The organism is Dorea longicatena (assembly GCF_024168045.1).
Classification (GTDB): Bacteria; Bacillota; Clostridia; order Lachnospirales; family Lachnospiraceae; genus Dorea_A.
On sequence record NZ_CP100126.1, the window covers coordinates 2,209,664 to 2,236,098 of the forward strand.

Consider the following 26,435-nt stretch of genomic DNA (forward strand, 5'->3'; position numbering starts at 1 on the left):
AAAATTCTGCGTTAGGTTTTCAAAATTTGACTGTTTGAGGCGTATGCCGAGTTTCAAATTTTGAAAGCCTGCTTTTAGCAGAATTTTGCCCCTTTAGAATTGACCCGCCAATGGAACCTGAGCAGGAACGCCTTTCCAAGCTTTATTCCGGTTCGGGTATCCACAGCCTTCCTGAATTAAATCCCAAGCAATCCTATCGTCCGCAATATCAATATCGTCACAAACAACGTAAAGATCGAAAGCACCGATGAAAACACCACCAGCTGTCCGGCAAGCTGTCCATCTGCTCCCGCCTGTTGTGCCATGATATAACTGGATACCGCAACCGGAGTCTGATATGCCAGCAGGCCTGACAACAGATCCGCATCCCTGTATCCCATCATAACGATCATCGGAATCATAATAAGTGGTAAAATCACAAGCTTGATCGTCAGTACCACCGATGCAACTTTTAAATTTCCTCTCACTTTTGAGAAGTCCAGATCTCCTCCCAGGATCATGAATGCAATCGGCGTTGAAAGCTTTGCCAGATCCTGAACCGTTGTATCCACTGCCGTCGGAAGTCTGATTCCCAACAGCGAAAATATAATTCCCAACACCGAAGATATGATCAGCGGATTCTTCACAATATCAAGAATAATCTTCTTCCAGTCTGTCTCCCTCTTTTCTCCGAAAATCGAGAGTGCAACTACTGCCAGAAAATTATACATCGGTACAAGGATCGCACTTAAAATCGCCGCCGTTGTTGTGCTTTTTGCTCCATACATATTCTGCACAACCGCAACTCCAAAGATTACGTAATTGCTGCGAAAGATTCCCTGAATCACGACTCCCTGCTGATTTTCCTGCTTCACAACCTTTGGAACGATCAGACAGAGCAGTACGAACAGGATTAGAAGTCCGCCTGCCGCCCAGATACACAGCTTAACCCTGCTGTGAATTTCTGCCCCGATGTCACTCTGATAGACATTATAGAATAACATACACGGCAAAAATATCTTAAAAACAATCGCATTGGCCTGTTTTGTAAGCTTACGGTCTGCCAGAGAGGTATAATTGACTAACAGATATCCTAACACCATAAGAAAAAATACAGGTGCGATTACATTAAATGATACAATAATATTTTTCAATTTCCCTCACTTCTTTCATTCCCGGCTCTTTACACATGAAATACATACTCATCCAGACGTTCAAATGCTTCTTTCACTCTGCTAAGCGGCAGTGCTAGATTCATACGGATTCCGTATTCCTGATGGAACGGTCTTCCATCCTGCCATGCAACACCGACATCCCAGCCGGCTTTCAACAATTCATCCAATGACTTGTAATTCTCTTCACACCAGTCCTCACAGTCCAGGAACAACATGTAAGTTCCCTGCGGCTTGCTGACATTGATTCCTCTGTAATAGTCACGAATATGATTGACCGCATACTCTACATTTTCCGACAACACCTGACAAAGTTCATTCACCCAGGTATATCCTTCTGCCTCGTAGGCTCCGATCAGCGCATGCATGGACAGTACATTCATCGTATTATAATGTGACTTTCTGGATTTTGCCTCCAGACGGTCACGTAACATTCGGTTAAAGACAATGTGATAGCTTCCTACCAACCCCGCCAGATTAAAAGTCTTGCTCGGTGCATAGAATGCAATCGTACGGTTTCTGGCATCTGGACTGATCGACTGTGTCGGAATGTGCCGGCTTCCTTTTAAGATCAGGTCTGACCAGATCTCATCTGCGATCACAACACATTCGTTATTCTTATATACTTCCATTGCCTCTTCTATCTCCCAGCGCTCCCAGACACGTCCGGTCGGATTATGCGGACTGCAGAAAACCGCCACATGGATGTTGTTGGCTTTTAATTTTGCATCCATATCTTCATAGTCCATGCGCCAGATTCCCTTTTCGTCCTTTTTCAGAGGGCTATGTACGATCTTATATCCGTTCTCCGTGATGCATTTCGTAAATCCGATATAGGTCGGACTATGGAGAAGTACCGCATCTCCCGGTGCCGCAAATGCTGTCAGTGCCGAGATCACCCCGCCTAATACTCCATTTTCATATCCGATATACTCCGGCATCAGACCTTCTACATTATTACGGATCTTGTGCCAGCGGATGATCGAATCATAATACTCTTCCACCGGGCTGAAGTATCCATATGCCGGGTGTGCCGCTCTGTCCATAATTGCTTTCGGGATTGTCGGAACAGTCTCAAAATTCATATCAGCTACCCACATCGGGATTACATCGAATCCGTCTTTTGGCGGCTCAGGCGCAAATCCCGGATTCTTTCCCAAGCCATCCACCGCAATCGCATCTTTGCCATGTCTGTCTATTATTTTTGTAAAGTCATATCTCATATTCTGTTCTCCTTTCTCATAAAATCCAAGAGTTTTCCACATCATGCTTCTGTTCTTTCAGAACTTTTCCACATTGAGCATCTTATTTTTTTGAAAATGTCCACATTGCCTTGATCTGATCTTTGATATTGGCAAATATCCATGCTGTATTCGTATTCTTAATGCTGAACGGATCATTTAGCGTTACAGTACCATTCTCATAGCCGGTCAGAACAATAAAGTGACCGATCTGCGTAAAGTCTCCCGGTCCCATACTGCATATGACCGGATGTCCCTGTGCCAGTTCTGCGCTTACCTGTTCTTCTGAAAGCATGCCACCTACGCTGTTCAGATTCCAGTTCGCACCTGCCTCATCCATGAACCTCCAGTAGGTATTATTTTCCTCATCCACATAACCGTGTTCGGTTCCATATGCTGCTACCTTCGCCGGAGTAATGGATGCATCCTGATTCAGTCCTGCTGCCACCATTGCCATACAGGTCGGTCCGCATCCACTGGTCGCTACGATCCCCGTTCCATACGGTGCATATCCCCAGCGTTCATCCCATTGTAAAAGTTCCGGAATTTTTCCATTTGAAAGATCTGCTTCTATCGTATCTGCATAAGGCTTGTCCTTTTTCTTCTCATAATCTGCTACAAAATCTACCGTCTCTGCATTCTTGTCCAACAGTTCGATCACACTCTGTGGTACTCCCAGCTCCTCTGCCTGGCTGCGGACACGCTCTAACTTCTGTTCGGCTGTTTCCGTTGTTTTAGCTTTTTTTTCTTTCTGTTTTTTTGCCTTCTCGGCTTTTAATAATTCTTCCTGTTTCTTCTCTTCTGCACGCTCCTGATGAAGATAATAGCCAGTAAAAGCAGCAGTTATCACTGCTGCTATCACACCTGCTATTGCTATATATATGAAAATCCGATTTCTTTTTGCACCATTTGAAAGAGAAGTCTTGTTTTCTATTTGCTGTTCTTCTGTATGATTCATCACTTTCATCTGTCAATTCAGTCCTCTTTTTTGAAAATCTTCAAAATTTTCTGCATCATCTGTTCGAAAGAATTTTTCGACATCGCTCTTAATTATACAACAGCATGTCTGCAGATACAACTTAACTTTTTCTAAAAATTCTTCTAAAAATTCTTTTGCTGAATAGATACCGATCCCTTTTATTTATCTTTTTTCAATTTCTGCTTGCATTTTATCTTCAATCATGATATGATACATCTTGTCTTAAGGACACAACACAATATCGGGGTGTGGCTCAGCTTGGCTAGAGCGCCTGGTTTGGGACCAGGAGGTCGCAGGTTCGAATCCTGTCACCCCGATTTATAATATATTTTGCGGGTGTAGTTCAATGGTAGAACACCAGCCTTCCAAGCTGGATACGTGGGTTCGATTCCCATCACCCGCTTTTTTCATGCCTGATTTTAATTTCATTCTCATATAAAGGTGTAAATACAAAAACACTATATTCTATCCGAAAGAAGATGGAGTATAGTGTTTTCCTTTTTCCAATATTCTATTTTCTGTTATATTTCCTGTTATCGTTTTCCGATTCTTCTCATCCACATCAGGACAGATCCTATCAGGATATAGACATCTGCCAAATTCGCTGTTACATCACCTAATATCTTATGGTCAGATCTTATACCAATGTAATCTACGACTTTACCTCTGACGATCCGGTCATACGTATTGCTGATGGCTCCTGCACTCAGTAATGTCCATGCTGTCTTAGTCACCTTATGACCTTCCCGGAATGATTCTGCCAATGTCAGCATCAGGATCACTGCCGTCGTTATCACAGACGCTTTCTTTACCTTATCCGGTTCGGAATCCATGGAATTAAATGCAAAGCCTTTGTTGTATACTTTTCTGATCAGGACTTTTGTCCCGCAAAAGTTTTTTTCCTCTTTCTCACTTACATTTTCTTCTATGTACTGTTTTACAGCCATATCCAGACCAAACAGTGTTCCAATCGCACCCGGTATGCTTGTGTGCATCTATATCTCTCCCTGGATCTTCACAATCTCTTCTTCCTGCTTTTCAATCTCTTCCTCGCGTTTTTCGATTTCTTCACAGAGCGTTACGTAATCCATGTCGGATACTTCCCCACTCTGGAACTTCTCATATACCATACGACCGATATCTGCAAGATCTCTTTCATTTGCTCTCTTTAAAGTTCGTACATTACTTTTGATCTTCTGAATCTCCAGTGTATCTCCTGTCTTCTTAGTGATGTCACTCGCAACATCTGAAACTCTTCTGCTGAATTCTTCAAAAAAATCTGCCATCTGTATCCTCTCCTTATCTCGTTCTTCTTTACAGCCGTCTTAAAATATCCAGTGAATGATACAAGTTCATCGTTCCATATCCCCACTGTGTATTTGGATATTCTATCGCCGGAAGCTTCTGCGCACCCATCACGATCACATTCCTTACCTGACTGGCTGATGCTCCACCCGCTCCCGGCTGATCACTGATCCACTTCATGATCAGTGCACAGCCACCTGCCGCAATTGCTGTTGCTGCACTTGAACCGGTGCGTTCTTTGAATCCTCCGCCCGGTACCGCACCGGTAACCGCTACTCCCGGTGCAGCATAATCCGGTTTGATTCTTTCATCTCTAGTATACCCTCTGCCCGAATTAATATCAACCGTATTCTCCTGACTGTTATAATAAGACACCGTCATCGTATGCTCCCCTCCTGCCGGTTCTGTAAATGTGGTATCCGGATTCGATTCCAGAAAATATACTTCTCCATCCAGAAACTCTTTCATGGGCAGCCACATATGAAACTCCCCCTTCGGCTGCATCACAGGCTTTACTTCTATTTTCCAGATTCCCGGTACTGCTTTCCGCAGCCGGATAAACACCAGCTGTGCATCGCTATTCTCCTGCAGAAGTCTGTACTCCACCGTAACAGCCGTCCGTTCAAAAGCAAATACAAAATCAAACAGATATCCCAGACGTACCGGAATCTGCCCGGTACGTTCTCCGGAAGGTGATGTGATCGACACTGTCACAATGTTCGGAAGGGTACTCCATAACTCCGTCACAAAACCTTTCACCCCTTCCCCTACCCTGATCTCCGCTGTCCGTATATTCTGTGCCTCCGTAAATGTTCCGTAATAATGATGTCTCTGCGCTGCCTCATTCCCGGTTCCCGTTACTACACAGCGGTTTCTCAGCAATGCATAGCCATCCAGAACTCCTGCAAGCAAAGAGTCACCATTATGCCCTCCGAAACTGGTTCCGATCGCCATACAGATCACAAGCGGCATCTCCCGTCTGCGGGCCAGTTCATTCAGATACCGAAGTCCGGCCAGGATATCATTTTCCTGATAACAGTGTGCATCTTCTGCAACCCCAAAAAATTCTTTCAGATATTTTTTTGCCGGCTTAAGCTTTACCATCGCGATCACCGCCTCCGGGGCAGCCCCAAGAAACTGTCCACTGCTTTCTGCACTTCCGGCAGCCACACTTGCAACAAATGTTCCATGCCCATCTGTATCTTCCGAAGAGATCAGTTCTTGCGGACTTTCCGAATGCAGAGCCGCATTGATTCTTTCTTCGGTATACTCTGTTCCATACAGAAAGCCCTCCGGCGGATCCCCACCCTGAATTGTCTGATCCCAGATCCCCGCAATTCTTGTTGTCCCGTCAAGATTACAGAATACCGGATGGGTATAATCGATCCCCGTATCCAGGAAACCGATCATAATCCCCTCTCCCATAAGCTGCAGCGTCGGATAATTCTGCAGCGTAATAATTCCGGCTGCATCTAACGGCTGCATATCCAGAAGTGTATAGCACTTGGGGATCGCGCCGTACCAGTACTGCCGCAAGGATAAGGGAAGTAACATCCGACTGTCTAACGACACACTTTTATATCCGAAATCCAGCTCCTGGATACACATCTTTTCTGTATCCACTCCTTCTAACTCATCTTCCCTGTATGGCGAGATAATAAAATCCCAGTAATCTTCCGATAATATCTTTTCTTTACATCTGTCTTCCAATGAAAAAAAGCCTTTCATATACATTTGTTTTATGTATATGAAAGACTTCGTGTCATTCATTAATATTTTTATGCATTTGTATGCTGGTTCAGCATACGCTCGATGATCTCCACAGATTCTTCGATACCATAACTTGCACTGTTAAAACAGATATCATAGTTCACAGCATCTCCCCACTTCTGGCCGGTATAAAAATTGTAATATTTCGAATGCTGACGGTCAATCTTCTTCAAAAGGCGTTCTGCTTTTTTATGATCCAGATTATTGACTTCCATGACTCTGTGTACACGCTGTTCAAAAGGAGCTGTAATAAAGATACTGATATGTGGAATATGATTATTTGCCAGTATCACATCCGCACATCGTCCCATAACAATGAAATCTTCTTCTTTTGCCTTCTTACATATCAGATCACTCTGATTAAAGAAGATTGCATCTTCTTTTGTCAGACCATGATAACGGTCAAAATCTTTCAGACGTTCTTTCAACGTCCGTCCGGATCCCTGGTACTTATTCTCAATCTCATTTGTTCCCAGATCTGCCACATCTACAACCGAATCTTTCTCCGCGTCCAGACGTCTCAATACTTCATTGAATATCTCTGCATCGTAATAGTTGATCCTGAGTGCATCCGCCAGTGCAAATCCAATATCGTTACCCGCACTTCCATGTGTTCTTCCGATACAGATGATCAGATGATCATCCTTTGAAAACTTCTGACGCAGGTTCGATGTATTTAGCTTTGCCCTGTTTTCATCCAGAATCTCAACTTTTCCAAAACCTGCCGGCAGTTCTGCGATTTCTTTTAATATCTCATCATATTTTCTCATCAGTCTGGATCGGTCTTCATCCTTACGGATCGTACGTGCCATGTTACTGATCAGCGCAAGCTCACTTCTGAGCAGATGCCCCTGTGGCTTTGTACGCATCAGCTTCACAAGACTTTCTACACAAGTACGTTTGTCTCCCGTAAAGGTACGGCCAAGAGAAGAACCTACACATTCATAGACTTCTCCGTCCAGATCATAGATCCGTTCCGCTATGTCATAGTATTTATTCTTATTTTCCATGTTCCGCACCTCCCCTTACAAAAAGAATACCAGCATATCGATAATAAATACCGGTATCAGACATGTCAGTGACCATACCATATATCCGAAGAACGATGGCATACGCACACCATTTTCATCTGACATAGATTTTACCATGAAGTTCGGCGCATTTCCGATATAGGTATTTGCTCCCATAAATACAGCTCCACAGGAGATTGCCTCCAGCATCTTAACAGGAACCGAACCAAGTGTCGTCACAACACCGCTCTTGAACCCAAGTGCTCCCGCCGTTGTAAGGAATACCAGATACGTTGGTGTATTATCCAGAAAACTTGACAGTGCTCCGGTTGCCCAGAACATTTCAAATGGTTTATTGATACCAAGTTCCGCACCATTTGCCTTCAGAATCATCAATGCAGGCTGCATCGTGATAAAGATTCCGATGAACAGAACCGCAACTTCCTGAATTGCCCCCCAGGTAAAATGGTTACGGATACGTACTTCTTCTTTTGTCGTTTTAAATGATAAAAATGCTGCCAGAAGGATGATCACGATCTCGATCACAGACGGGAATCCAAGCGTCACTTCTCCAAGGATATGGATTCCTTTTACCGTTCCGTCCGCATTCTGGAATGCAGACATACCAGGAAGCATTCCACTTAAGATTACAGCTCCGACAATCATTGCAACATATATCAGATTATGAAGTCCTACAATTCTAACGTGTGTTCCGGGCTCTCTGATATCTGGTTTTCTACCTTCCGCAATATCTTTTCTGTAAGCTCTTCTATCCAGAAAATAGAATAACGTCAGCAAAATGATCATGTTAAAGATCAGTATATGAAACAGCTTCAGGCTCCAGAAAAACGGAACACCACGCATGAATCCCATCAGAAGCGGCGGATCTCCGATCGGTGTCAGACATCCTCCCATATTAGAGATCAGGAAGATAAAAAAGATCATAATGTGACTTTTTCTTTTTCTCCACGAATTCATCTTAATAAACGGACGTACCAGAAGCATACTTGATCCGGTCGTTCCGATCACGCTGGAAAGCAGTGTTCCCAGAACAAACAATGCCGTATTGATCCTCGGTGATCCGGCAAACTCACCGTCAATTGTAATGTTACCTGCTACACAGAACAGACCGAACAATAAAATGATAAATGTCAGATAATCATTTACCACACATTCCAAAACCGTCTCTCCCATTGTAAACATTCCGTACTTTGCAGCAAACGGAACAATAAACAGTACCGACCAGAACGCAACTGCAAGCGGCTGATGCTTTTCCCACCAGTCCGGCTTGATCAGAGGCATAACGGCAATACTGAGCAACAGCCCTGCAAAGGGTATGCAGAGCCAAACTGGAATAGCTGATAATTCCTCCATTCCTTTCTCCTCCATTCTTCCTCAAGTAAAGTCTTATGTGTCATTGCATAATGAAAGCTGTCATTGACAGCTCTCTTAGCATTCTATATGTAAAATGTATTATTGAAGCCTTGGTACTTCCTGACCTCTCAACATTATTACCGGTCCTCCGGTTCCCTCAATATATTCTTTTGTGATAACAACCTCTCCAATATTGTCATCCTTCGGGATTTCATACATGATATCTAACATGAATTCTTCGATGATCGCACGAAGCGCCCTCGCTCCGGTATCTTTCTTCATTGCTTTTTTTGCGATCGCATGAAGTGCGCCGTCATCGAATTCCAATTTTACTTCGTCTAATGCAAGCAGTTTCTGATATTGCTTCAAAATTGCATTCTTAGGCTCTTTTAATATCTCCACCAGCATATCTTCACTCATACCCTGTAAGGTAAATACAATCGGCAGACGTCCCAGGAACTCCGGTATCATACCGAATACACGCAAATCCTCTGTTGCGACCTTTTTAAGAATCTCTTTGTCGTTATTGTATTTATCTCTCAGATCCGCTCCGAATCCGATCGCTGCCTGTTTGGTCAGACGTTCTTTGATAATTCCTTCCAGATCCGGGAATGCACCTCCACAGATGAACAGAATGTTCCTCGTATTCACTGTTGTAAGCGGAACCATTGCATTCTTGCTCGTTGCCCCGACAGGAACTTCCACATCACTTCCTTCCAGAAGTTTCAGCATTCCCTGCTGTACAGACTCACCGCTCACATCACGCTGACTGGAGTTTTTCTTCTTTGCGATCTTGTCGATCTCATCAATAAAAATAATTCCCTGTTCTGCCTTTTCGACATCATTATCTGCTGCCGCAAGCAGTTTGGATACAACGCTTTCGATATCATCACCGATGTACCCTGCCTCTGTAAGAGATGTTGCATCCGTAATTGCAAGCGGAACATCCAGAATCCTTGCCAGTGTCTTTACAAGATACGTCTTACCGGAACCTGTCGGCCCGATCATCAGCATGTTGGATTTCTCAATCTCAATGTCATCCATCGAATCCGTTGCCACACGCTTATAATGATTATATACTGCAACCGACATCACTTTCTTTGCATATTCCTGTCCTACCACATACTCGTCCAGTTTTGCTTTGATCTTGTGCGGAGCCGGAAGATTCCGGATATCTACTAACGGCTTGTATTCTTCGCCTTCTTTTTTCTTCTTGATCTTCTGCTGTTTTGGAATACTCTGCTCCATATCAGACATGTTGAATACCTGTACTCCCGGAATATTCATCAGCTGACTGTAATCGATCGGTCCGTTCGACATTGCATCAAAGCTCTTCTGCATGCAGTCATTGCAGACACAGATGTGGTTCGGAAGTTCGATCATCTTCCCTGCAACACTCTCCGGACGTCTGCATATAAAACATACTTTTTCATACTCATCATCATTTTGTTTCTTATCATCCGAATCTGACGTCTTCTTTGTTGTTTCTACTTCGACGTCTTCTACTTTTTCGATTTCCTGATTGTTATCGTCCTGATTGGTCATTATTCTCTCCTTCTTACTTTTTGTCGTATCTTTCACTCTGTTTTATCCTGGTTCTATGATTCTTCCTGATTTACCAATTCCAAAAATGTCTCTTCGGAAATAATCGGGATCCCCAGTTCATTTGCTTTCTTATTTTTGGAAGATGTGCTGGTTACATCATTGTTGATCAAGTAATTCGTTTTGGACGTTACCGATCCTGTCACCTTTCCTCCCAGACTTTCAATCAATTCCTTCACTTCACCGCGGTTTGCAAAATGTGTTACGCTTCCGGTGATCACAAAATTGACACCTTCAAAAATCTGTTTCTTTGTTGATGTCTCTTCCGGGATTGTCAACTCTTCTAAAAGCTTTCTGAAATTCTCCACATGCTTTGCATCTGAAAAATATCCGGTGAATGCCTTTGCCAGAACTTCTCCCACGCCCTGGATCTCATTTAATTCCTCTTCTGTAACCCTCAAAAGGGCTTCTACATCATATTTCAACTCTCTGCAGATAACCTTTGCATTGGCAAGTCCGATCCCTGCGATTCCCAGTGAATAGACGACTCTTGGCAGCGTGGTTGTTCTTGCTTTTTCCACACTTTCGATCAGTTTCCTGTACGATTTTTCTCCAAATCCTTCCATTCCCCGAATCTCGTCTTTGTACTGATCCAGATGGAAGATATCGGCAAATGTATGGATATATCCTCTGGAAATGAATTTTTCCAGTGTTGCTTCCGACAATCCTTCTATATTAAGTGCATCTCTGCTTACGAATAATGCAAATGCCTTCACATGCTTTGCCTGGCATTCCGGATTCATACAGTATAATGCTTTCGCATTTCCTACCTGTCTGATCTTCGTCTCACCCTGACAGACCGGACATCTTTCCGGAATATCTTTCACACCGCTTCTTGTTAGATTCTCTGCAATCTGCGGAATGATCATATTTGCCTTATAAACTTCGATCTTATCTCCGATGCCAAGTTCCAGTTCTTCCATAATGCTGATATTGTGAACACTTGCACGGCTGACCGTCGTTCCTTCCAACTCCACCGGATCAAAGATTGCAACCGGATTGATCAGTCCTGTCCTTGACGGACTCCATTCGATTTCACGCAGAATCGTTTCCCTGATCTCATCCTGCCATTTGAATGCGTAAGAATCTCTCGGGAATTTTGCTGTTCTTCCCAACGATCTTCCATACGCTATATCATCATATGATAGCACAAGTCCGTCAGAAGGAAAATCATTTTTACTAATCTCTGACGAAAATTTAGCAACTTCATCTTCTACTGTATCTCTGGTCACCATATGATATTCTACCGTCGTGAATCCCTGTGCTTTCAGCCATTCCATCTGACAAGCTCTGGAATTCTGAAAATCAACTCCATTTGCCTGCACTAACGTGAATGCATAGAACATAACATTTCTCTTTGCCGTGATCTGGTTATTGAGCTGTCTGACTGAACCACTGCATAAGTTTCTTGGATTTTTATATTTTGCATCTACATCTTCAATCTCTTCATTGATCTTCTCGAAGTCATGATATCCGATCACCGCTTCTCCTCTTAAAATCAATTCCCCCTGGTAAGCGATCTGCACCGGTACATTCTTGAATACCTTCGCATTGTTTGTAACCACTTCACCGACTTCTCCGTTACCGCGTGTGACCGCTTTATAAAGCTTTCCGTCACGATAAGTCAGCACGATCGTCAATCCGTCCATCTTCCAGGACATCAATACTTTCTGACTGCCAACGAAGTTCTTAAGTTCTTCTACTTCTTTCGTCTTATCCAGTGAGAGCATCGGGCTTTCATGCCTTTCTTTTGGGAGTTCACTGACAACTTCATATCCGACATTTACCGTCGGACTGTTTGACAATGTAATTCCCAGTTCTTTTTCCAGATTCTGCAGTTCATCATACAATCTGTCATATTCGTAGTTGCTCATGATCTCCTGCGCATCCTGATAATAAGATCTGGATGCTTTATTCAGAAGTTCTACTAATTCCAGCATTCTCTCGTTCTTTGACTGTCCCATATAATTCCTTTAACTCCTGTTCTGTTAATTCTCTTACCTGTCCCGGTTTCAGATCTCCAAGTTCCACGTTCATGATCCGTATCCTTTTTAACACATCCACCTTATATCCGAGTGCTTCGCACATGCGCCGTATCTGTCTGTTCAATCCCTGTGTCAGAATAATGGAAAATGTATATTTCCCGGTCTTTTTTACTGTACAGGGTCTGGTCACCGCATCCAGATTCTTTTCTTTGTCTCTGATGTGTACTCCCCGGCTCATCTTCTCAATGAATTCCGGAGTAACTTCTTTGTTTACTCTGACCTTATATTCTTTCTCATGTGCATATCTTGCGCGCATCATGCCGTTGATCAGATCTCCATCATTTGTCATGATCAGAAGCCCTTCCGAATCTTTATCCAGTCTTCCTGCATAAGTGATGCGTACCGGATAATTGAGGAACCGGATGATGTTCTTTTTCTCCCTTTTGTCTTCTGTACAAACAATCCCGGCAGGTTTGTACACTGCCAGGACCGTTTTTTCCGTTTTGCTTTTGACCACTTTTTTTCCGACACGGATCTCCTGTCCGTCTTCTACTTTCATGCCGGGAGCTGCTGTCTTTCCATCCACAGTCACAATTCCCGACTCGATCAGCCTGTCTGCCTCCCTTCTGGAACAGACACCGGCTTCGCTTAAATACTTGTTCAGTCTAATCATTCTGCAATACCCCGCTGATACTGTTATCCTGCACAAATGTATTACCGTTATACAGGAACAGAACACTTGTGATCTTATTTTTCTTCATAACTTCTCTGATATCATCATAATAATATCTTGGATCAACCACTATGATTTCTCTGTAATATGCCGTCAGAAACGGAATTACACTATTCGCATAGGAATCTTTTACAAGCAACAGTCTGTCTGTTGTATCTGCCGTCGTTCTGATATCCAGGACGGGATAATTACCGCCAAGAAATAATGCATATTTATCCTTTTCTTTCAACTTGGATGTATCGTATAACGTTGCTGTTTTCTTTTTTTCATTCACATTATTTACAACTACCTGTGGTGCTGTTTTCAGATCATCCGGTGCGTATATATAGATCGGCTCATTATAGTCTGTTTCATATCCGTTTGTCGCCGATAAGGTTCCGTTAAATGAATTCGTCACTGCATAGGATTTCATAGCCGGTGCTTTCGATGTATCCAGTTTCATAGCCGCAGCCAGCGCCTGATATCCATAGTAAGCACCAAGCGTCGTCCAGTGATGATCCGTATGGTAATATATCTCTTCTGCTCTGTGCTTTTTCAATGTATCTTCTACATTTACCCACTGAAAAGCTGTCCCAAGCGAAGCCTTTATTTTCTGAAACTGTTTATCCTGATCTTCTGTCACTGCACAATACGGAAGTTTGTCCGACTCGATATTTGCAGCATTCGGTACCAGCATCATATACATCGGGATATCTTTATATGTCTCCTGAAACTTTTTCATTGCATCCAGATTTGCTTTCAATTGTTCTTCATCCGGTCTGGCTATATCCTCTAACAGATAATGATCCTTTCCTTTAAATACACCATTTGCCTTACGTTTTCCTGCGATCAGATCAATACGGCTCTTTAAAGCTACCCAGAAATCTCTTCCTGCAAACTGATCCGATACATAAGATTCATACTGTTTCATCCATCTTCCGCTTTCAATACCGGAAATCGTAAGCTTCGGTCTCTGTTCCAGTGCCCGGTTTTCTTTTGCCGAAAATCCCCTGTCAGCAGTTGCAATATTTACCACGCAGAAGATAACCATCATTACAATAAACAGCAATGCAATTACTTTATTTCTCTGTTCTTCTCTTTTTCTTTCCCATTTCTTTCTCGACTGTCTCATCTTTGCTCCTAGAATCTGAAATACAGGAACGGATTATAGGTCTCCGTTACCAGATATGCAATACAGACAATAAACAACGCAACATATACCACACTGTTAATGATTGTTGTATTCCATTTTTTTGTTCTTAACATATGCTCGTATCTGAAATGAACCAGCGGCGTAGAGCCAAATATCAGGATCAGCCACAGGATCAGGTTGCTTGTAAGAAGATACATACTCTCTCTGTCTGCAAAGCCATGTGCACCTGCACCAAACATCACTCTGATATAATCTGCTGCCTGTCCGAATGAAGAGCTGAAAAACAATACCCAGCCGATCACAACCAGAACAATACTGTAAATATGACGGACTACATCCGGAAGTCTGTCCAGTACCGGCGACAGGAGATATTTTTCAATGATCAGGATCACCCCATAATAGAGTCCCCATGCCACGAAATTCCATGCAGCTCCATGCCATAATCCGGTCAGAAACCATACAATCAGAAGATTCCTGATGTGTTTGATCTTCGATACCCTGTTTCCTCCCAATGGAATATACACATAATCCCTGAACCAGCTGCTCAGCGAAATATGCCATCTGCGCCAGAACTCCGTAATACTCTTAGACACATATGGATAGTTAAAGTTCATATTGAATTCAAATCCAAACATCTTACCGAGTCCGATCGCCATATCCGAATATCCACTGAAATCAAAATAAATCTGGAACATATATGCAAAAGCTCCAAGCCACGCCGTCATCACGGCTATATTACCTTTCGCAAGTCCGCTTACCTCTGTAAAAATCATCCCTGAGGTATTCGCCAGTAATACTTTCTTCGCAAGTCCCCGGATAAAATACATGCTTCCTTCTCCGAATTTTGTCCTTGAGACTTCTCTGGACGCAAGCTGTTCATCTACATCTGCATATTGCACGATCGGTCCCGCAATAAGCTGCGGAAACATCGTTACATATAATGCAAAATTAGGAAGATTCGTCTGCACTTTTACATTTCCCCGATATACATCAATGATATAGGATAATATCTGGAATGTATAAAAGGATATTCCAATCGGAAGCGGCAGTGCATGATAAGAAATATGTACCGGAAGTATCCCGTTCAATGTGTCCAATACAAACCCTTCATACTTAAAAAATCCAAGTACTGCCAGATTAATGATAAGGTTAAAAACCAGGCTCCGCTTTGCAGCTCTCTTATCCTGCAGATTCCTTGCAATATCCAGTCCACTGAAATAATTAAACAATATGGACAGTAGCATCAGAAATAGATATACCGGTTCCCCCCATGCATAAAACACCAGACTCGCCAGCAATAAGATCACATTTCGGAATCTTACCGGCAACAAATAATATAAGATCACCACAGCCGGCAAAAATGTAAATAAAAAAACAATACTGCTAAATAACATCTCTCTAATTCCTTTTTATTAAATACTCTTCTTAAATGCCGCATCGATACGGTCTGCATCCTTTGAAACTGCCAGCAGCACATAACGTCCTCTGGTCTCAATAATTGCAGCATGTATCAGCTTTGTTTGTTCTACACCATAACCTTCAAAATTCTTTTCCTGTGTATTTACACGAATTTCCACTGCCTTTTCAACCGTCTCGATCTGACTTTCGTTTTTTACCTTTATTACGAGTATTTCATTCACACTCATAACGTCATCCGGAATATACAGACTGATTCCTTCATAATCATTGGCATTCAGACTGTAATATTTTTTCAGATCCTGTGTTGTGCCTTTTTTCATTCCTTCTAATTTTACGGCTTTTGTGATATTCTTTTCAATCGTGTCTACGGATACGGTATTATCCCCTTCCTGGGTCACAAGAAATACTACATAAATGATCAGGAGGACTACCATCAAATATTTTAACAGGTTAATCCTGTCTAATTTTCCGTTTTTCATTATAATTCTGCAACCTCCGCCATATGATTTACCCATGCTTTATAATAACCGGTTGACATATGGATTCCATCACCGGCATAATACTCCTGTTTCACCAGCTCTGTATTATCAATAAATGTTACTTTCTCTTTTTCACATAATTTTTTTAATTTCTGATTGAACTCCGGAATTTTTGCATAGACAGAATTCTGATCAATTGCAATCTGCGCTGTCGGAAGTATACTGTTAACATATATTTTCGTATCCGGCAGTGATTTTTTCAGATCTCTGATCACCGGCCTGTATGCTTTTATGAATCCATCCGCATCTCCATTCTGCGCTCCGACATCATTCATCCCGTAAGAAAGGAATAATACTGACGGTTTCATCTCTTTTGCCCTGGCAATATGATCTGCCAGTTTTTCATTATCCCCCGCCGACACACCGGCTCCACGGTCTGCCTGTACATTTGCCTGATCCAGCACACCATATTCGTACAATCCCTGTGTGATGGAATCCCCCAGGACCAGACAATCTGCAAATTTTTCGCTTGCCGGCTGTTCTTCTGCATCCTGTTCTGCCTCACGTTCCTGCGTTTCTAACTCCTTAATCTTTTTATCTACCTTAGACACATCCATCTCATCCATCGTCTTCAGGATCTCTGTGCCCTTCTTTGTATCCTTCTGTGGATTACTGAGCCTGCGCGCCACCGTAATCCCGCCAATCACCAGAATAGCAACCGCAACGATCACTGCAGTCTGAAGTACCCGGTCTTTTTCTTTTTCTTTCTCACTTTTTATTTCACTTTTCTGCTCCTCAGGATTCACCTCCTGAGTCTCTTCTTTTTCTTCATAAATTGAAGTTTTACTCTCTATATCCACGAAATCTTCTCCTCTTTCGTTTCTCTGTTGATCCTAAATATGTATATCCAATTTATTTTACTGTTTTTCTTTTTGAATGTCAATTTATATCCTCTTTTCTGTCGTCTTTTGTGCTATAATGTTGAATACATTTCATTATACTTGAAAGTGGAAAATGATCATATAGATTAACAGGAGGTTTTCCTTATGAATGTATACCAGTTATCAGCCAAAAATTGCATGTCGCATCTGCTCTTAAAAGACACTTTCGACAACTTTTCTTTCATAGAAGGCGAGATCACGACCTTCAACAAATTTACCATCAGCGGCTTTCTCCAGGAAGACTTCTTTGATGAAAAACCTGAAGAAACCTACTCCCGCTGGAATAAAATCCGAGACTTCTGCTTCCAGATCATCCGCGGTAAACGCACTCCATTGGGATTCAAGATTGTCCTTGCGCTTCCGGAAGATCAGATCCCGCACTTTCTGACCGCCCACGGTCTCACCGGATACCGCCCGGAAGAGATCCGGGGTCTGTACCTGAACTTCCACTACGATGGACATCACTTACAATGTATCACCGGAACTTCTCTGAACACTTTCACCATGGACAAATCCATCGAAAGAGAATGGGATCAGGAAGTAAAAAACATTTTAAAATCCAGATCCATTGAAGGTGACTACTGATCTGCAGCTTCCGATATAAACAGAGCCGTGCCGCCATGGATTTCCCTTCCACAGCCACACGGCTCTTATTTTTCATTCCGCCAATCTTAACTTCAAATCTTTACTTTGTAAGCAGCATCATGATCTCATTACTTCTCTTCACAAACGCAGTCATCTCTTCCGGACTGAGCGGCTTATGTGCCAGCATTGCCAGATCATATAACTGTTTGCAGATAATACTTGTGTTCTCACTGTCTTTATGTTCAACTACATACTGAACCAGCGGATGATTTGCATTCAGGATCAGTGTACTTGTTGTACCCATATCCATTCCGTTCATGCCATACATTTTCATCATTTCCTGCATACGACGGTTTTCTTCGGATAACGTCATCATAGAAGCAACATTTTCATCTTTCAGTTTCTCGATTTTAACATCCAGATTCTCTTTTCCAAGCTCTTTGCGGAAAATCTCTACCAGACTGTCAGATTTCTTCTGGAATGCTTCTTTCTCTTCTTCGGCAACTTCTTCCTTTGCACCTGCTGTTACATCGGCGTCGATTCTCTGGAACTTGATATTCTGATTACGCTGCTCTAACTGTGTGATAAACGGCGAATCAATGTTGTGTCCTAAGATTACCGCATCCATGCCCTGGTTCTTGAACATGTTGATGTACTGGCTCTGCTGGATCTCGTCCGTCACATAATAAATAACTGTCTTATCCTCTTCTTTGTTCTCAGTATTCTGATCATCTGTCTTGGCATTCTGATCTTCCACTGTTCCTCCATTTGCCTCGATGCAATCTTTCAATGTCAGATATTTGTGATCCAGATTCTTAAACAGAACCGCATCTTTCATCTTGTCACAGAATTTTTCATCTTTCAGGCATCCGAACTTGATGAACGGACTGATGTTATCCCAGTATTTCTCATAATCTTCTCTCTTTGTCTTACACATTCCGGAAAGCTTATCTGCAACTTTCTTGGAAATGTACTCCGATATCTTATTGACGAATCCATCATTCTGCAGTGCACTACGCGATACGTTCAACGGAAGATCCGGACAGTCGATCACTCCCTTTAATACCATCAGATATTCCGGAATAACTTCTTTGATATTATCTGCGATAAATACCTGGTTATTATATAATTTGATCGTTCCTTCAATAGAATCATACTCTGTGTTGATTCTTGGGAAGTACAGGATTCCCTTTAAGTTAAATGGATAATCCATATTCAGATGAATCCAGAACAACGGCTCTTTGTAATCCATAAATACTTTGCGATAGAAGTTCAGGTAATCCTCGTCACTGCATTCATTCGGATGCTTTGTCCACAGTGGATGAATATCACTTAATGAAACCGGACGCTTTTTAATCTTTACTTTTTCTTTGGCAGGTTCCGTCTCTACCATCTCTTTTTCGCCGTTTTCATTCTCTTTTTCTTCCATCTTGGCATCTTCGTGAATATGTTCGATCACTTCATCGTCATCTTTCAGATCAGCTTCATCAATGGTCTCATATTCCGGTTCTGCATTTGCCTTGGAAAGGAAGATTTCTACCGGCATAAAGGAACAATATTTTTCCAGAACTTCTCTCATTCTGTATTCATTTGCAAACTCCAGACTGTCCTCATTCAGATACAGTGTCATAGTGGATCCGACTTCCTGTTTGCTGCCTTCTTCCATCTCATACTCTGTTCCGCCGTTGCTTACCCAGTGTACCGGCTTTGCCCCTTCCTTATAGGAAAGGGTATCGATATGTACTTCGTCAGCTACCATGAATGCAGAATAGAATCCAAGACCGAAGTGTCCGATCATATCATCCTCTGTTGTCTTATCTTTATATTTTTCAAGGAACTGTGTTGCTCCGGAAAATGCGATCTGTGTAATGTATTCTTCTACTTCATCGGCTGTCATTCCAAGACCATTATCTGTAAATTTCAGAGTCTTTTCTTCTGGATTGACTTCAACTTTGATCGCCGGTTTATAATCATCCGGCAACTGGTATTCACCCATCATATCCAGTTTCTTCAGTTTTGTGATTGCATCACATCCGTTGGATACCAACTCACGTGCGAAAATATCGTGATCGGAATATACCCATTTTTTAATAATCGGGAAAATGTTTTCACTGCTGATTGACAAACTACCTTTCTTTGCTGCCATTGTAAATCACTCCTATTTCTACTTTTTATATTTCTATCATATTAGTGACAAAAGGTACTGCTTCTTCTGTCGGCAGACACCTTTTTGCTACATTTTTTCATCTAAGTGATATGATAATACTGCTTATTTTAAAAGTCAATAGAAAATTAGCACTCTTTCAAAAAGAGTGCTAACAATTCTGTGAAATTTATAAACCGTTTATAAACTTTACTCTATACTTTTCAATGATTCTACCATGTCAATCTTTTTCAGTTTAAAATACATTACCCAGTTTACGAACAATGAGAACCCTATCGTAAATAAAAAACTGTAGATATAACTCTTCAGATAAATACTCCGGCCAAACATTGCCGCATCCACTTCTACTGTCTGAATTACAAACAGATGCAGAATCTTACCGAATACAACACCTGCCACGGATCCGATCAACGTCAGCAGGATATTTTCACGGAATACATATTCTGCTACTTCCGTATCATAGAATCCAAGTACTTTCAAAGTCGCAAGTTCTCTCTGGCGTTCTGTGATATTAATGCTGTTTAGATTATAAAGTACCACAAATGCCAACATTCCGGCTGAGACGATCAGTACAATGATCACCAGATTCAGGCTGGCCAGCATATCATCCAGCTGATCTCTGATATCAAGCAGGTATGAGATTGTCAGTACCTGATCTTTTGACAGGATCTTTTCTCCCGCCTTTTTCACCTGGTCCTCCGAATATCCGTTCTTCGCCCGGAACATGATACAATTATATTTCACCGTCTTTCCTGATACCTTCTTGTAATACTGCGGTGTAAAATAGATATAATGTCCCATGTAATTTTCACAGATATGCGCAATCTTTACAGTGACACTCTTCTCCGTTCCCTTCTTCACTTTGATGGTATCCCCTTCTTTTACATTCAGAAGTTTCGCCGTCTTTTCACTGACAATTACTCCATCACCGGTGAGTGAATACGATTCTTTCGTCTTCCTGTCATGAAAATCCACATACTTTTCTGCAATTTCTGGATTTCCTAATATGCACTGGTACACGCTGAGTTTTTTACCGCCTCCGGATGCGGTCACACTCCGCATATCTGCCTCCATATAACTCTGAATATCTGAATCTGTTTTCAGATACTCCTTTAACTCTTCTTTCTCTGTCTTTGTCACATCATCTTTATAGAATATATGTCCATCATACAGCTGAATCTCTTCATACTGAATATCTGCGATCTCATATACAGAATCCCTCACTCCATATCCGACCAGCATCAGCGCCATACAACCGCCGATTCCGAATACGGTCATAAAGAAACGCTTTTTATAACGCATCAGATTCCTGATCGTGGATTTCCATGTAAAACTCATACGTTTCCAGATGAATCCTATTCTTTCCAGAAATACTCTCCGCCCTTTTTTTGGTGCCGGCGGCCGCATCAGCACTGCCGGTTCCGCTGCAAGTTCCTTATAGCAGGATGCAAGCGTTGCTCCCATAGTACATGCGATCGAGGCAGCGGATGCCATCACAGCATAACTCATGTGGTATGGTACGTATATCTTCGGAATATGCGGATACATGATCTCATATGCATAGATAATAATGTACGGAAGGATTTTCTCTCCCACCAGTACTCCAAGGACACTTCCTCCTGCCGTTGCAAGGAATGCATACCCCAGATATTTCGATGCAATGGAAAAATTCCCGTATCCCAAAGCCTTCATAGTTCCTATCTCTATTCTCTGTTCCTCTACCATACGTGTCATACCGGTCAGACTAATCAATGCCGCAACAAGGAAAAACATAACCGGAAATACTTTTCCGATCGCACGCATACGATCCGCATTTTCTCCGAATCCATCATATTCTATCAGTGTACTTCTATCATATACATACCATTTTGGATTCTTGATCTGACTGATCTGCTTACCGGCATCAGCAAGCTTTTTCTCGCCTTTTGCAATTTCTGCTTCCGATGTCTTCTTTCCGTCTTCATATTCTTTTCTGGCATCGGCAAGTTTTGCTTCATTTTCCGCAATTTCTGCCTCTCCTTTTTTCAGCGTCTGCTCCTGTGCTTCCAGTTCTGCTTTCCCTGCATCTAACTGTTTCTGCCCGGACTCTATACTTGCCACTGCACTGCTAAGCTTTGTTTCACTTGCATCCAGCTGCGCTTTTGCCTGATCCAGCTCTGCTTTTGCATTCGTAAGCTGCTGTTTTACAGCATCCAGTTCGTTCTTCTTTGTCTGGTAATCCTGTTCTTTCGCATCCAGCGTCTGCTTTGTTTCCTGTGCCTGTGCTTCCAACTCCCGGATCTTCTGCGTCAATTCCTGATCCTGTTCTGTTTCTCCGGACACCTGTGCTTTTAATGCCTCTATGTTCTTCAGAAGTGTCTGATATCCATCCCATCCCTGGTCAAGTTCTGCTCTGTATACGGCCAGCCCCTGTTCTCCTGTCTGGATCTGTTCCTGTGCTTCTGCATACTGTGCATCATAAGCTGCTTTTCCCTGTTCATACTGCTTTTTTCCCTGCTCCAGTTGTTGAAGACCATTTTGATATGTTTTCTTTGCCGCATCCAATTCCTGCTGCTTCGCCCAGATCTTCTTCCTCGCATCTTCCATCTGCGACTTCCCGCTTACGAGTGTTTCCTTTGCCTGTGAAATCTGCGTCTCTCCGTCTGTAATCTGCCTTTCCGCATCTGAAAGTTTCTGCTCTGATTCTGCTTTTCCGTCATCTAGCTTTTTCTGCGCCTTTTCAAGCTTTGTATTCGCTTTATCCAAAAGTTCTTCCTTACGGATCTTTCCTCTTTCTTCTGTAATTGCTTCCAACCGTTTTTTGACTGTCTTTACTTTCTGTTTATATGCACCGGTATATGCAGTCAGATCTTTTGCGTCCTGCACCTGCACATACATTTCCGTATATACATCCAGATGAAATGTTTTCTCCGGTACTACTACAAATCCGCTGACTATACCTGTTCCGATTGTTGTACTTCCGCGATTCAATGCTATGTAACACGGTGAATTCCCTTTTCCGACAACCTTTAGTTCATCCACCTTCAGGGTATCCGTCACCTTGTCATCCGTCCCGGACTTAAGCCTGATCGTCTCTCCGACTTTATACTTCATCTGATCATCCACCAGACATTCTCCCACTTTTTCCGGCATACGGCCTTCACTGACCGTAATCTTATTTATATCTTCCATCCGTGACATCACGTGGAGTACATATTGCTTCTTATTTTTTATATTCAGGAAATCTGCACTATAGGCTCCTTCTGCCTTTCCAACTCCTTTTACATTTCTGACTGCCTTCACATCATCTTCCGTAATTCCGAGTGTACTGACTGCCTTGATATCCATCAGGTCTGACTTATCAAAATACGCATCTCCGGTAATCTTCATAGATGGCTCGGATGCCCGGATGCCGGAAAAGAACGCTACTCCCAGCGCAACAATAAAAAGAATAGAAATAAAACGTCCGAAACTGCGGCGGATCTCCATGTAAAAATTCTTACGCGTTATCTTTTTTGCCATCTGCCGTCCCTGCCTTTTACCATTCTATGGTCTCAACCGGAACTGGTTGCGGATTCTGTATGATCTTATCCACCCGGCCGTTTTTAATCTTGATCACCCGGTCTGCCATTGGCGCAATTGCCGAATTATGTGTGATCAGAATCACCGTCATTCCACTGTTCCGGCAGGTATCCTGTAATAATTTCAAAATGGATTTTCCCGTATTATAATCCAGTGCACCGGTCGGTTCATCGCAGAGTAACAGCTTCGGATTCTTTGCCAGTGCTCTTGCGATCGACACTCTCTGCTGTTCCCCTCCCGACAACTGCGCCGGAAAATTATCCAGTCTTTCTCCCAGTCCAACTTCTTCCAAAACTTCCTGTGCATCCATTGGATCCTTACATATCTGAAGTGCCAGTTCTACATTCTCCAGTGCTGTCAGATTCGGAATCAGGTTATAAAACTGAAAGACAAATCCGATATCATCTCTTCTGTATGCCGTCAACTGCTTCGTCGAATACGTTGCAATGTCCTGACCGTCAACCAGCACCTGTCCCGACGTAGCGGTGTCCATTCCCCCAAGAATATTCAGCACCGTTGTCTTTCCTGCACCACTGGGTCCGACTACAACTGCGAATTCCCCTTTCTTAATCTCAAAGTCGATTCCGGCTGCTGCCATGATCTCAACTTCCCCCATCTTATATATCTTCCTGACATCTTTTAAGGTCACAAATTCACTCATATACGTTTCCTCCGTGTGGGCATATTTGTATTATAATTATATCATCTTTTCTACTTTATTTGGAATTTAATTGGGATTTAATTTATTAACTGGGAAGCGGCCTCTCAGTCCTTGAAGGAAACAATAGATAAGGCTTCTTGTTCAGGTTCCATACCATAAGAAACACTAAGAGAGTCAGAATCACCTAAAAGCAAAGGAACTACGCTCAAACTCGGCGTTCGCCTCAAACACGTTCGCTTCGTTCCTTTAACGGTGCTTCTGACTCTCTAACTGTTTCTAACGGCATTCCACATTCACAATAATCCTTATCTATTGTTTCCTTCAAGTCGTGACTGACAGCGAATGTTAATAAATAAAATGCCCGGAAGTGTAACCCGGCGGAAGCCACTACGGTTACGCAATTGTTTGTTTTTATGAAAAATGTGCATTTAAGATGTCTTGACAAGTATTGTGATTTTTTTATAATGATACATATAATATCTATAGTATTACTATAAATCAGAACAATGTCCATGTTGGTAGCCAAAATATTGACATTTGACATAAAAATCATATAAATAGTTAATAGCCTAGCTATTTTGATAGGGTGTGACATTAGCGACATATCTGTAGAAGATAATGTGATTTTGAATTCTTTGTACGAAAAAACGGATGGTTATCAAAAGTATAGAAAAGATTACATTGTGGTATAAAAAGCATAAGCAATAACTTATGTTTCATGTATGTGAAGGATAATAATATGTCCAAAAAAGTATGTTGAAGATTAAGGAGTGCGATTGTTATAGGGACGATTCGGATGGGTTTAAAGATACAAATTAATGAAGGTATTAGAAAGATAGTGCACTATGTAAACATATTAAAAGATTGTGTTGATAAGGAGATGTTAAAATGCGTCCGAGTCAGTATCACTACATAAAACGTACGTTGTCGAGAACTTTGTATAATCGGAAAATACAAAAGAAGCGTACAAAGAAGCGTAAGAAAGAGTTAAGAAAACAAAAAAGAGAAATGAAACGTAATATTCCCCCAAAAAGAGTCAAAACATCTTCTCCGAAGCATTCAAAAGAAGAACTTAAAATTATATGGTTCACAATAGGCAAAATATTCTTTGGTGTGCTGGCAATAGTTCAACCAATCAGAGTTATTGCTGAATGGAACAGGCTGGTAATCATAAACGGAGCATTTGGAAATATAGGACTTTTGATAGTTAATATTGCAGTTTGGGGAGGTCTTTCTTATTTATTTTCGTTTTTTATCAATAGAGAACATAATAAGAATACAGATCAGACAATTGTAAATGACAATACATATCATTTTGTTGCAAACGGAAAATATGAACAAGAAAATTCTCAGCACACTAATACTGTTGCAAAAGTAAAAGAAAGCCAAAGCGTATCTGAACTATACAATTCAAAGGTTGAAAATACGAGTGTTGACGAAATACTAGAAAGCTCTTCAAATCCGACAATTAATTGTTGTAATCCAGCCGAGAATGAGAAAAAATCTGAAAAGAAATCAAAAGTAACTATTGAAAATCCAGATTATTACTTAAAGGAAGCGGCAGAACTAATTATTAGCAAAGAAAAAGCATCTATTGGTATGTTGCAAAGAAATTTTAAAATTGGTTTTAACCGCGCAGATCGTATTATAAATCAACTGGGAGAAATGGGAATTGTCGGTCCTGAATATGGAACTATGCCAAGAAAAATTCTTGTATCATTAGAAGATATAGATGCGATTTTTTCAAATACAACTTTTCGAACAGGTGAAAAAGTAGAAAACGAGAATATACAAAAGTTTTCTGATGAATTTGCTGCTTTATGTGTAGCAAATTGTGAGCTTGACAAGGAGCAGAATTATACAAACAATATTACTGGCGGAAATGTAAAGTATAATGAAAAACGTTTTGATAACCTAGCAAATGATTCTGTTATAAGTGGAATGGTATCAAACGAAGAAATCAAGGAAGTATCTGATAAAGTTTTACATGTATATAACGAATTTGGATTAATGGTTATAATAGATGAAACGTTATGTACGAATCAATATGTTATTTTGAAGCTAAAACCGATGCACGGAACCCGTATAACTGACATAATTTCAGTTCAAAATACTGTCGAAAGTATGATTGGAATGAAGTCATTGATGAATGTTATGTATAAAAAGGGCTATATTGGAATGTTACTTCCAATCCATCAGTTCATAAAGAAAAAAGACGATAAAAATCCCACCACTGATGAGTAATCAGTGGTAGGATTTTTTTTGATATATAGTGTGGTGTATTTAATTCAGAAGCCTGTGGTGTTAGAACCGAAATAAAGCTTGAAAAAAATGTTCCTGCTC

The 26,435-nt window shown here is 41.7% G+C and carries 20 protein-coding genes and 2 tRNA genes; 4 read left to right on the forward strand and 18 right to left on the reverse strand.

The features are described from left to right. Window positions 1-176: 176 nt before the first annotated feature. The 3 genes from NKF87_RS10435 to NKF87_RS10445 all read right to left on the reverse strand — a co-directional run bounded on the left by NKF87_RS10435 (window position 177) and on the right by NKF87_RS10445 (window position 3,359). Complete coding sequence (locus NKF87_RS10435) at window positions 177-1,133, reverse strand: AEC family transporter (protein WP_253583562.1); 957 nt, start codon at window positions 1,131-1,133, stop codon at window positions 177-179. A gap of 29 nt (window positions 1,134-1,162) precedes the next feature. Beyond that, window positions 1,163-2,374 carry a MalY/PatB family protein gene (locus NKF87_RS10440; protein WP_055282842.1) on the reverse strand — a complete coding sequence of 404 codons (1,212 nt, stop codon included), beginning with the start codon at window positions 2,372-2,374 and terminating at the stop codon, window positions 1,163-1,165. Between the two features lie 82 nt (window positions 2,375-2,456). Next, window positions 2,457-3,359: a C39 family peptidase gene (locus tag NKF87_RS10445; protein WP_253583564.1), complete on the reverse strand. Its 903-nt coding sequence runs from the start codon at window positions 3,357-3,359 to the stop codon at window positions 2,457-2,459. A 254-nt stretch (window positions 3,360-3,613) separates the two neighbouring features. Here NKF87_RS10445 and NKF87_RS10450 point away from each other — a divergent pair. Continuing rightward, window positions 3,614-3,688: transfer RNA gene (locus NKF87_RS10450), tRNA-Pro, on the forward strand. A 15-nt stretch (window positions 3,689-3,703) separates the two neighbouring features. Further along, window positions 3,704-3,774: transfer RNA gene (locus tag NKF87_RS10455), tRNA-Gly, on the forward strand. A gap of 130 nt (window positions 3,775-3,904) precedes the next feature. Here NKF87_RS10455 and NKF87_RS10460 read toward each other — a convergent pair. The 12 genes from NKF87_RS10460 to NKF87_RS10515 all read right to left on the reverse strand — a co-directional run bounded on the left by NKF87_RS10460 (window position 3,905) and on the right by NKF87_RS10515 (window position 17,040). After that, window positions 3,905-4,366, reverse strand: coding sequence for a signal peptidase II (locus NKF87_RS10460; RefSeq protein WP_055282770.1), 462 nt, complete (start codon window positions 4,364-4,366; stop codon window positions 3,905-3,907). Next, window positions 4,367-4,657, reverse strand: coding sequence for a hypothetical protein (locus NKF87_RS10465; protein WP_055282772.1), 291 nt, complete (start codon window positions 4,655-4,657; stop codon window positions 4,367-4,369). It abuts the gene before it with no gap. Between the two features lie 28 nt (window positions 4,658-4,685). Beyond that, window positions 4,686-6,284, reverse strand: coding sequence for a S8 family peptidase (locus tag NKF87_RS10470; protein WP_253584334.1), 1,599 nt, complete (start codon window positions 6,282-6,284; stop codon window positions 4,686-4,688). 170 nt (window positions 6,285-6,454) lie between these two features. Then, the gene (locus NKF87_RS10475; RefSeq protein ID WP_055282774.1) at window positions 6,455-7,456 is read right to left on the reverse strand and encodes an AAA family ATPase; all 1,002 of its coding nucleotides are present in this window, start codon (window positions 7,454-7,456) and stop codon (window positions 6,455-6,457) included. Window positions 7,457-7,471: 15 nt separating this feature from the next. Then, window positions 7,472-8,830 (reverse strand): sodium:proton antiporter, encoded by a 1,359-nt coding sequence (locus NKF87_RS10480; protein WP_117598509.1) that lies wholly within the window; start codon window positions 8,828-8,830, stop codon window positions 7,472-7,474. Window positions 8,831-8,929: 99 nt separating this feature from the next. Beyond that, on the reverse strand, window positions 8,930-10,375 hold the full coding sequence (gene clpX / locus NKF87_RS10485; protein ID WP_055282779.1) for an ATP-dependent Clp protease ATP-binding subunit ClpX: 1,446 nt from the start codon (window positions 10,373-10,375) through the stop codon (window positions 8,930-8,932). A 53-nt stretch (window positions 10,376-10,428) separates the two neighbouring features. Continuing rightward, window positions 10,429-12,372 carry an NAD-dependent DNA ligase LigA gene (ligA, locus tag NKF87_RS10490; RefSeq protein WP_181978384.1) on the reverse strand — a complete coding sequence of 648 codons (1,944 nt, stop codon included), beginning with the start codon at window positions 12,370-12,372 and terminating at the stop codon, window positions 10,429-10,431. Then, the gene (locus NKF87_RS10495; RefSeq protein ID WP_117598505.1) at window positions 12,344-13,090 is read right to left on the reverse strand and encodes a pseudouridine synthase; all 747 of its coding nucleotides are present in this window, start codon (window positions 13,088-13,090) and stop codon (window positions 12,344-12,346) included. The genes ligA and NKF87_RS10495 overlap by 29 nt, the downstream gene beginning before the upstream one ends. Next, on the reverse strand, window positions 13,083-14,261 hold the full coding sequence (locus tag NKF87_RS10500; RefSeq protein WP_253583566.1) for a DHHW family protein: 1,179 nt from the start codon (window positions 14,259-14,261) through the stop codon (window positions 13,083-13,085). The genes NKF87_RS10495 and NKF87_RS10500 overlap by 8 nt, the downstream gene beginning before the upstream one ends. 8 nt (window positions 14,262-14,269) lie before the next feature. After that, window positions 14,270-15,676: an MBOAT family O-acyltransferase gene (locus tag NKF87_RS10505; RefSeq protein WP_117598503.1), complete on the reverse strand. Its 1,407-nt coding sequence runs from the start codon at window positions 15,674-15,676 to the stop codon at window positions 14,270-14,272. An 18-nt stretch (window positions 15,677-15,694) separates the two neighbouring features. Then, the gene (locus NKF87_RS10510) at window positions 15,695-16,180 is read right to left on the reverse strand and encodes a DUF4358 domain-containing protein (RefSeq protein WP_117598502.1); all 486 of its coding nucleotides are present in this window, start codon (window positions 16,178-16,180) and stop codon (window positions 15,695-15,697) included. Continuing rightward, window positions 16,180-17,040, reverse strand: coding sequence for an SGNH/GDSL hydrolase family protein (locus tag NKF87_RS10515; protein ID WP_242998919.1), 861 nt, complete (start codon window positions 17,038-17,040; stop codon window positions 16,180-16,182). The genes NKF87_RS10510 and NKF87_RS10515 overlap by 1 nt, the downstream gene beginning before the upstream one ends. Window positions 17,041-17,226: 186 nt before the next feature. Between NKF87_RS10515 and NKF87_RS10520 the strand changes: the two genes are divergently transcribed. After that, window positions 17,227-17,706 carry a DUF5721 family protein gene (locus tag NKF87_RS10520; protein ID WP_117598501.1) on the forward strand — a complete coding sequence of 160 codons (480 nt, stop codon included), beginning with the start codon at window positions 17,227-17,229 and terminating at the stop codon, window positions 17,704-17,706. Window positions 17,707-17,806: 100 nt separating this feature from the next. Here the strand turns inward: NKF87_RS10520 and htpG are convergent, their stop codons facing one another. The 3 genes from htpG to NKF87_RS10535 form a co-directional block, all read right to left on the reverse strand. Next, window positions 17,807-19,852, reverse strand: coding sequence for a molecular chaperone HtpG (gene htpG / locus NKF87_RS10525; RefSeq protein ID WP_117598500.1), 2,046 nt, complete (start codon window positions 19,850-19,852; stop codon window positions 17,807-17,809). 207 nt (window positions 19,853-20,059) lie between these two features. Further along, window positions 20,060-23,371: an ABC transporter permease gene (locus NKF87_RS10530; RefSeq protein ID WP_253583567.1), complete on the reverse strand. Its 3,312-nt coding sequence runs from the start codon at window positions 23,369-23,371 to the stop codon at window positions 20,060-20,062. A 16-nt stretch (window positions 23,372-23,387) separates the two neighbouring features. Beyond that, window positions 23,388-24,092, reverse strand: a complete 705-nt coding sequence (locus tag NKF87_RS10535; protein WP_055282798.1) for an ABC transporter ATP-binding protein — start codon at window positions 24,090-24,092, stop codon at window positions 23,388-23,390. Window positions 24,093-24,980: 888 nt separating this feature from the next. On the opposite strand from NKF87_RS10535, the gene NKF87_RS14605 reads away from it, so the two are divergent. Further along, window positions 24,981-26,336 (forward strand): DNA translocase FtsK, encoded by a 1,356-nt coding sequence (locus NKF87_RS14605; protein WP_117598498.1) that lies wholly within the window; start codon window positions 24,981-24,983, stop codon window positions 26,334-26,336. Window positions 26,337-26,435: the final 99 nt, after the last annotated feature.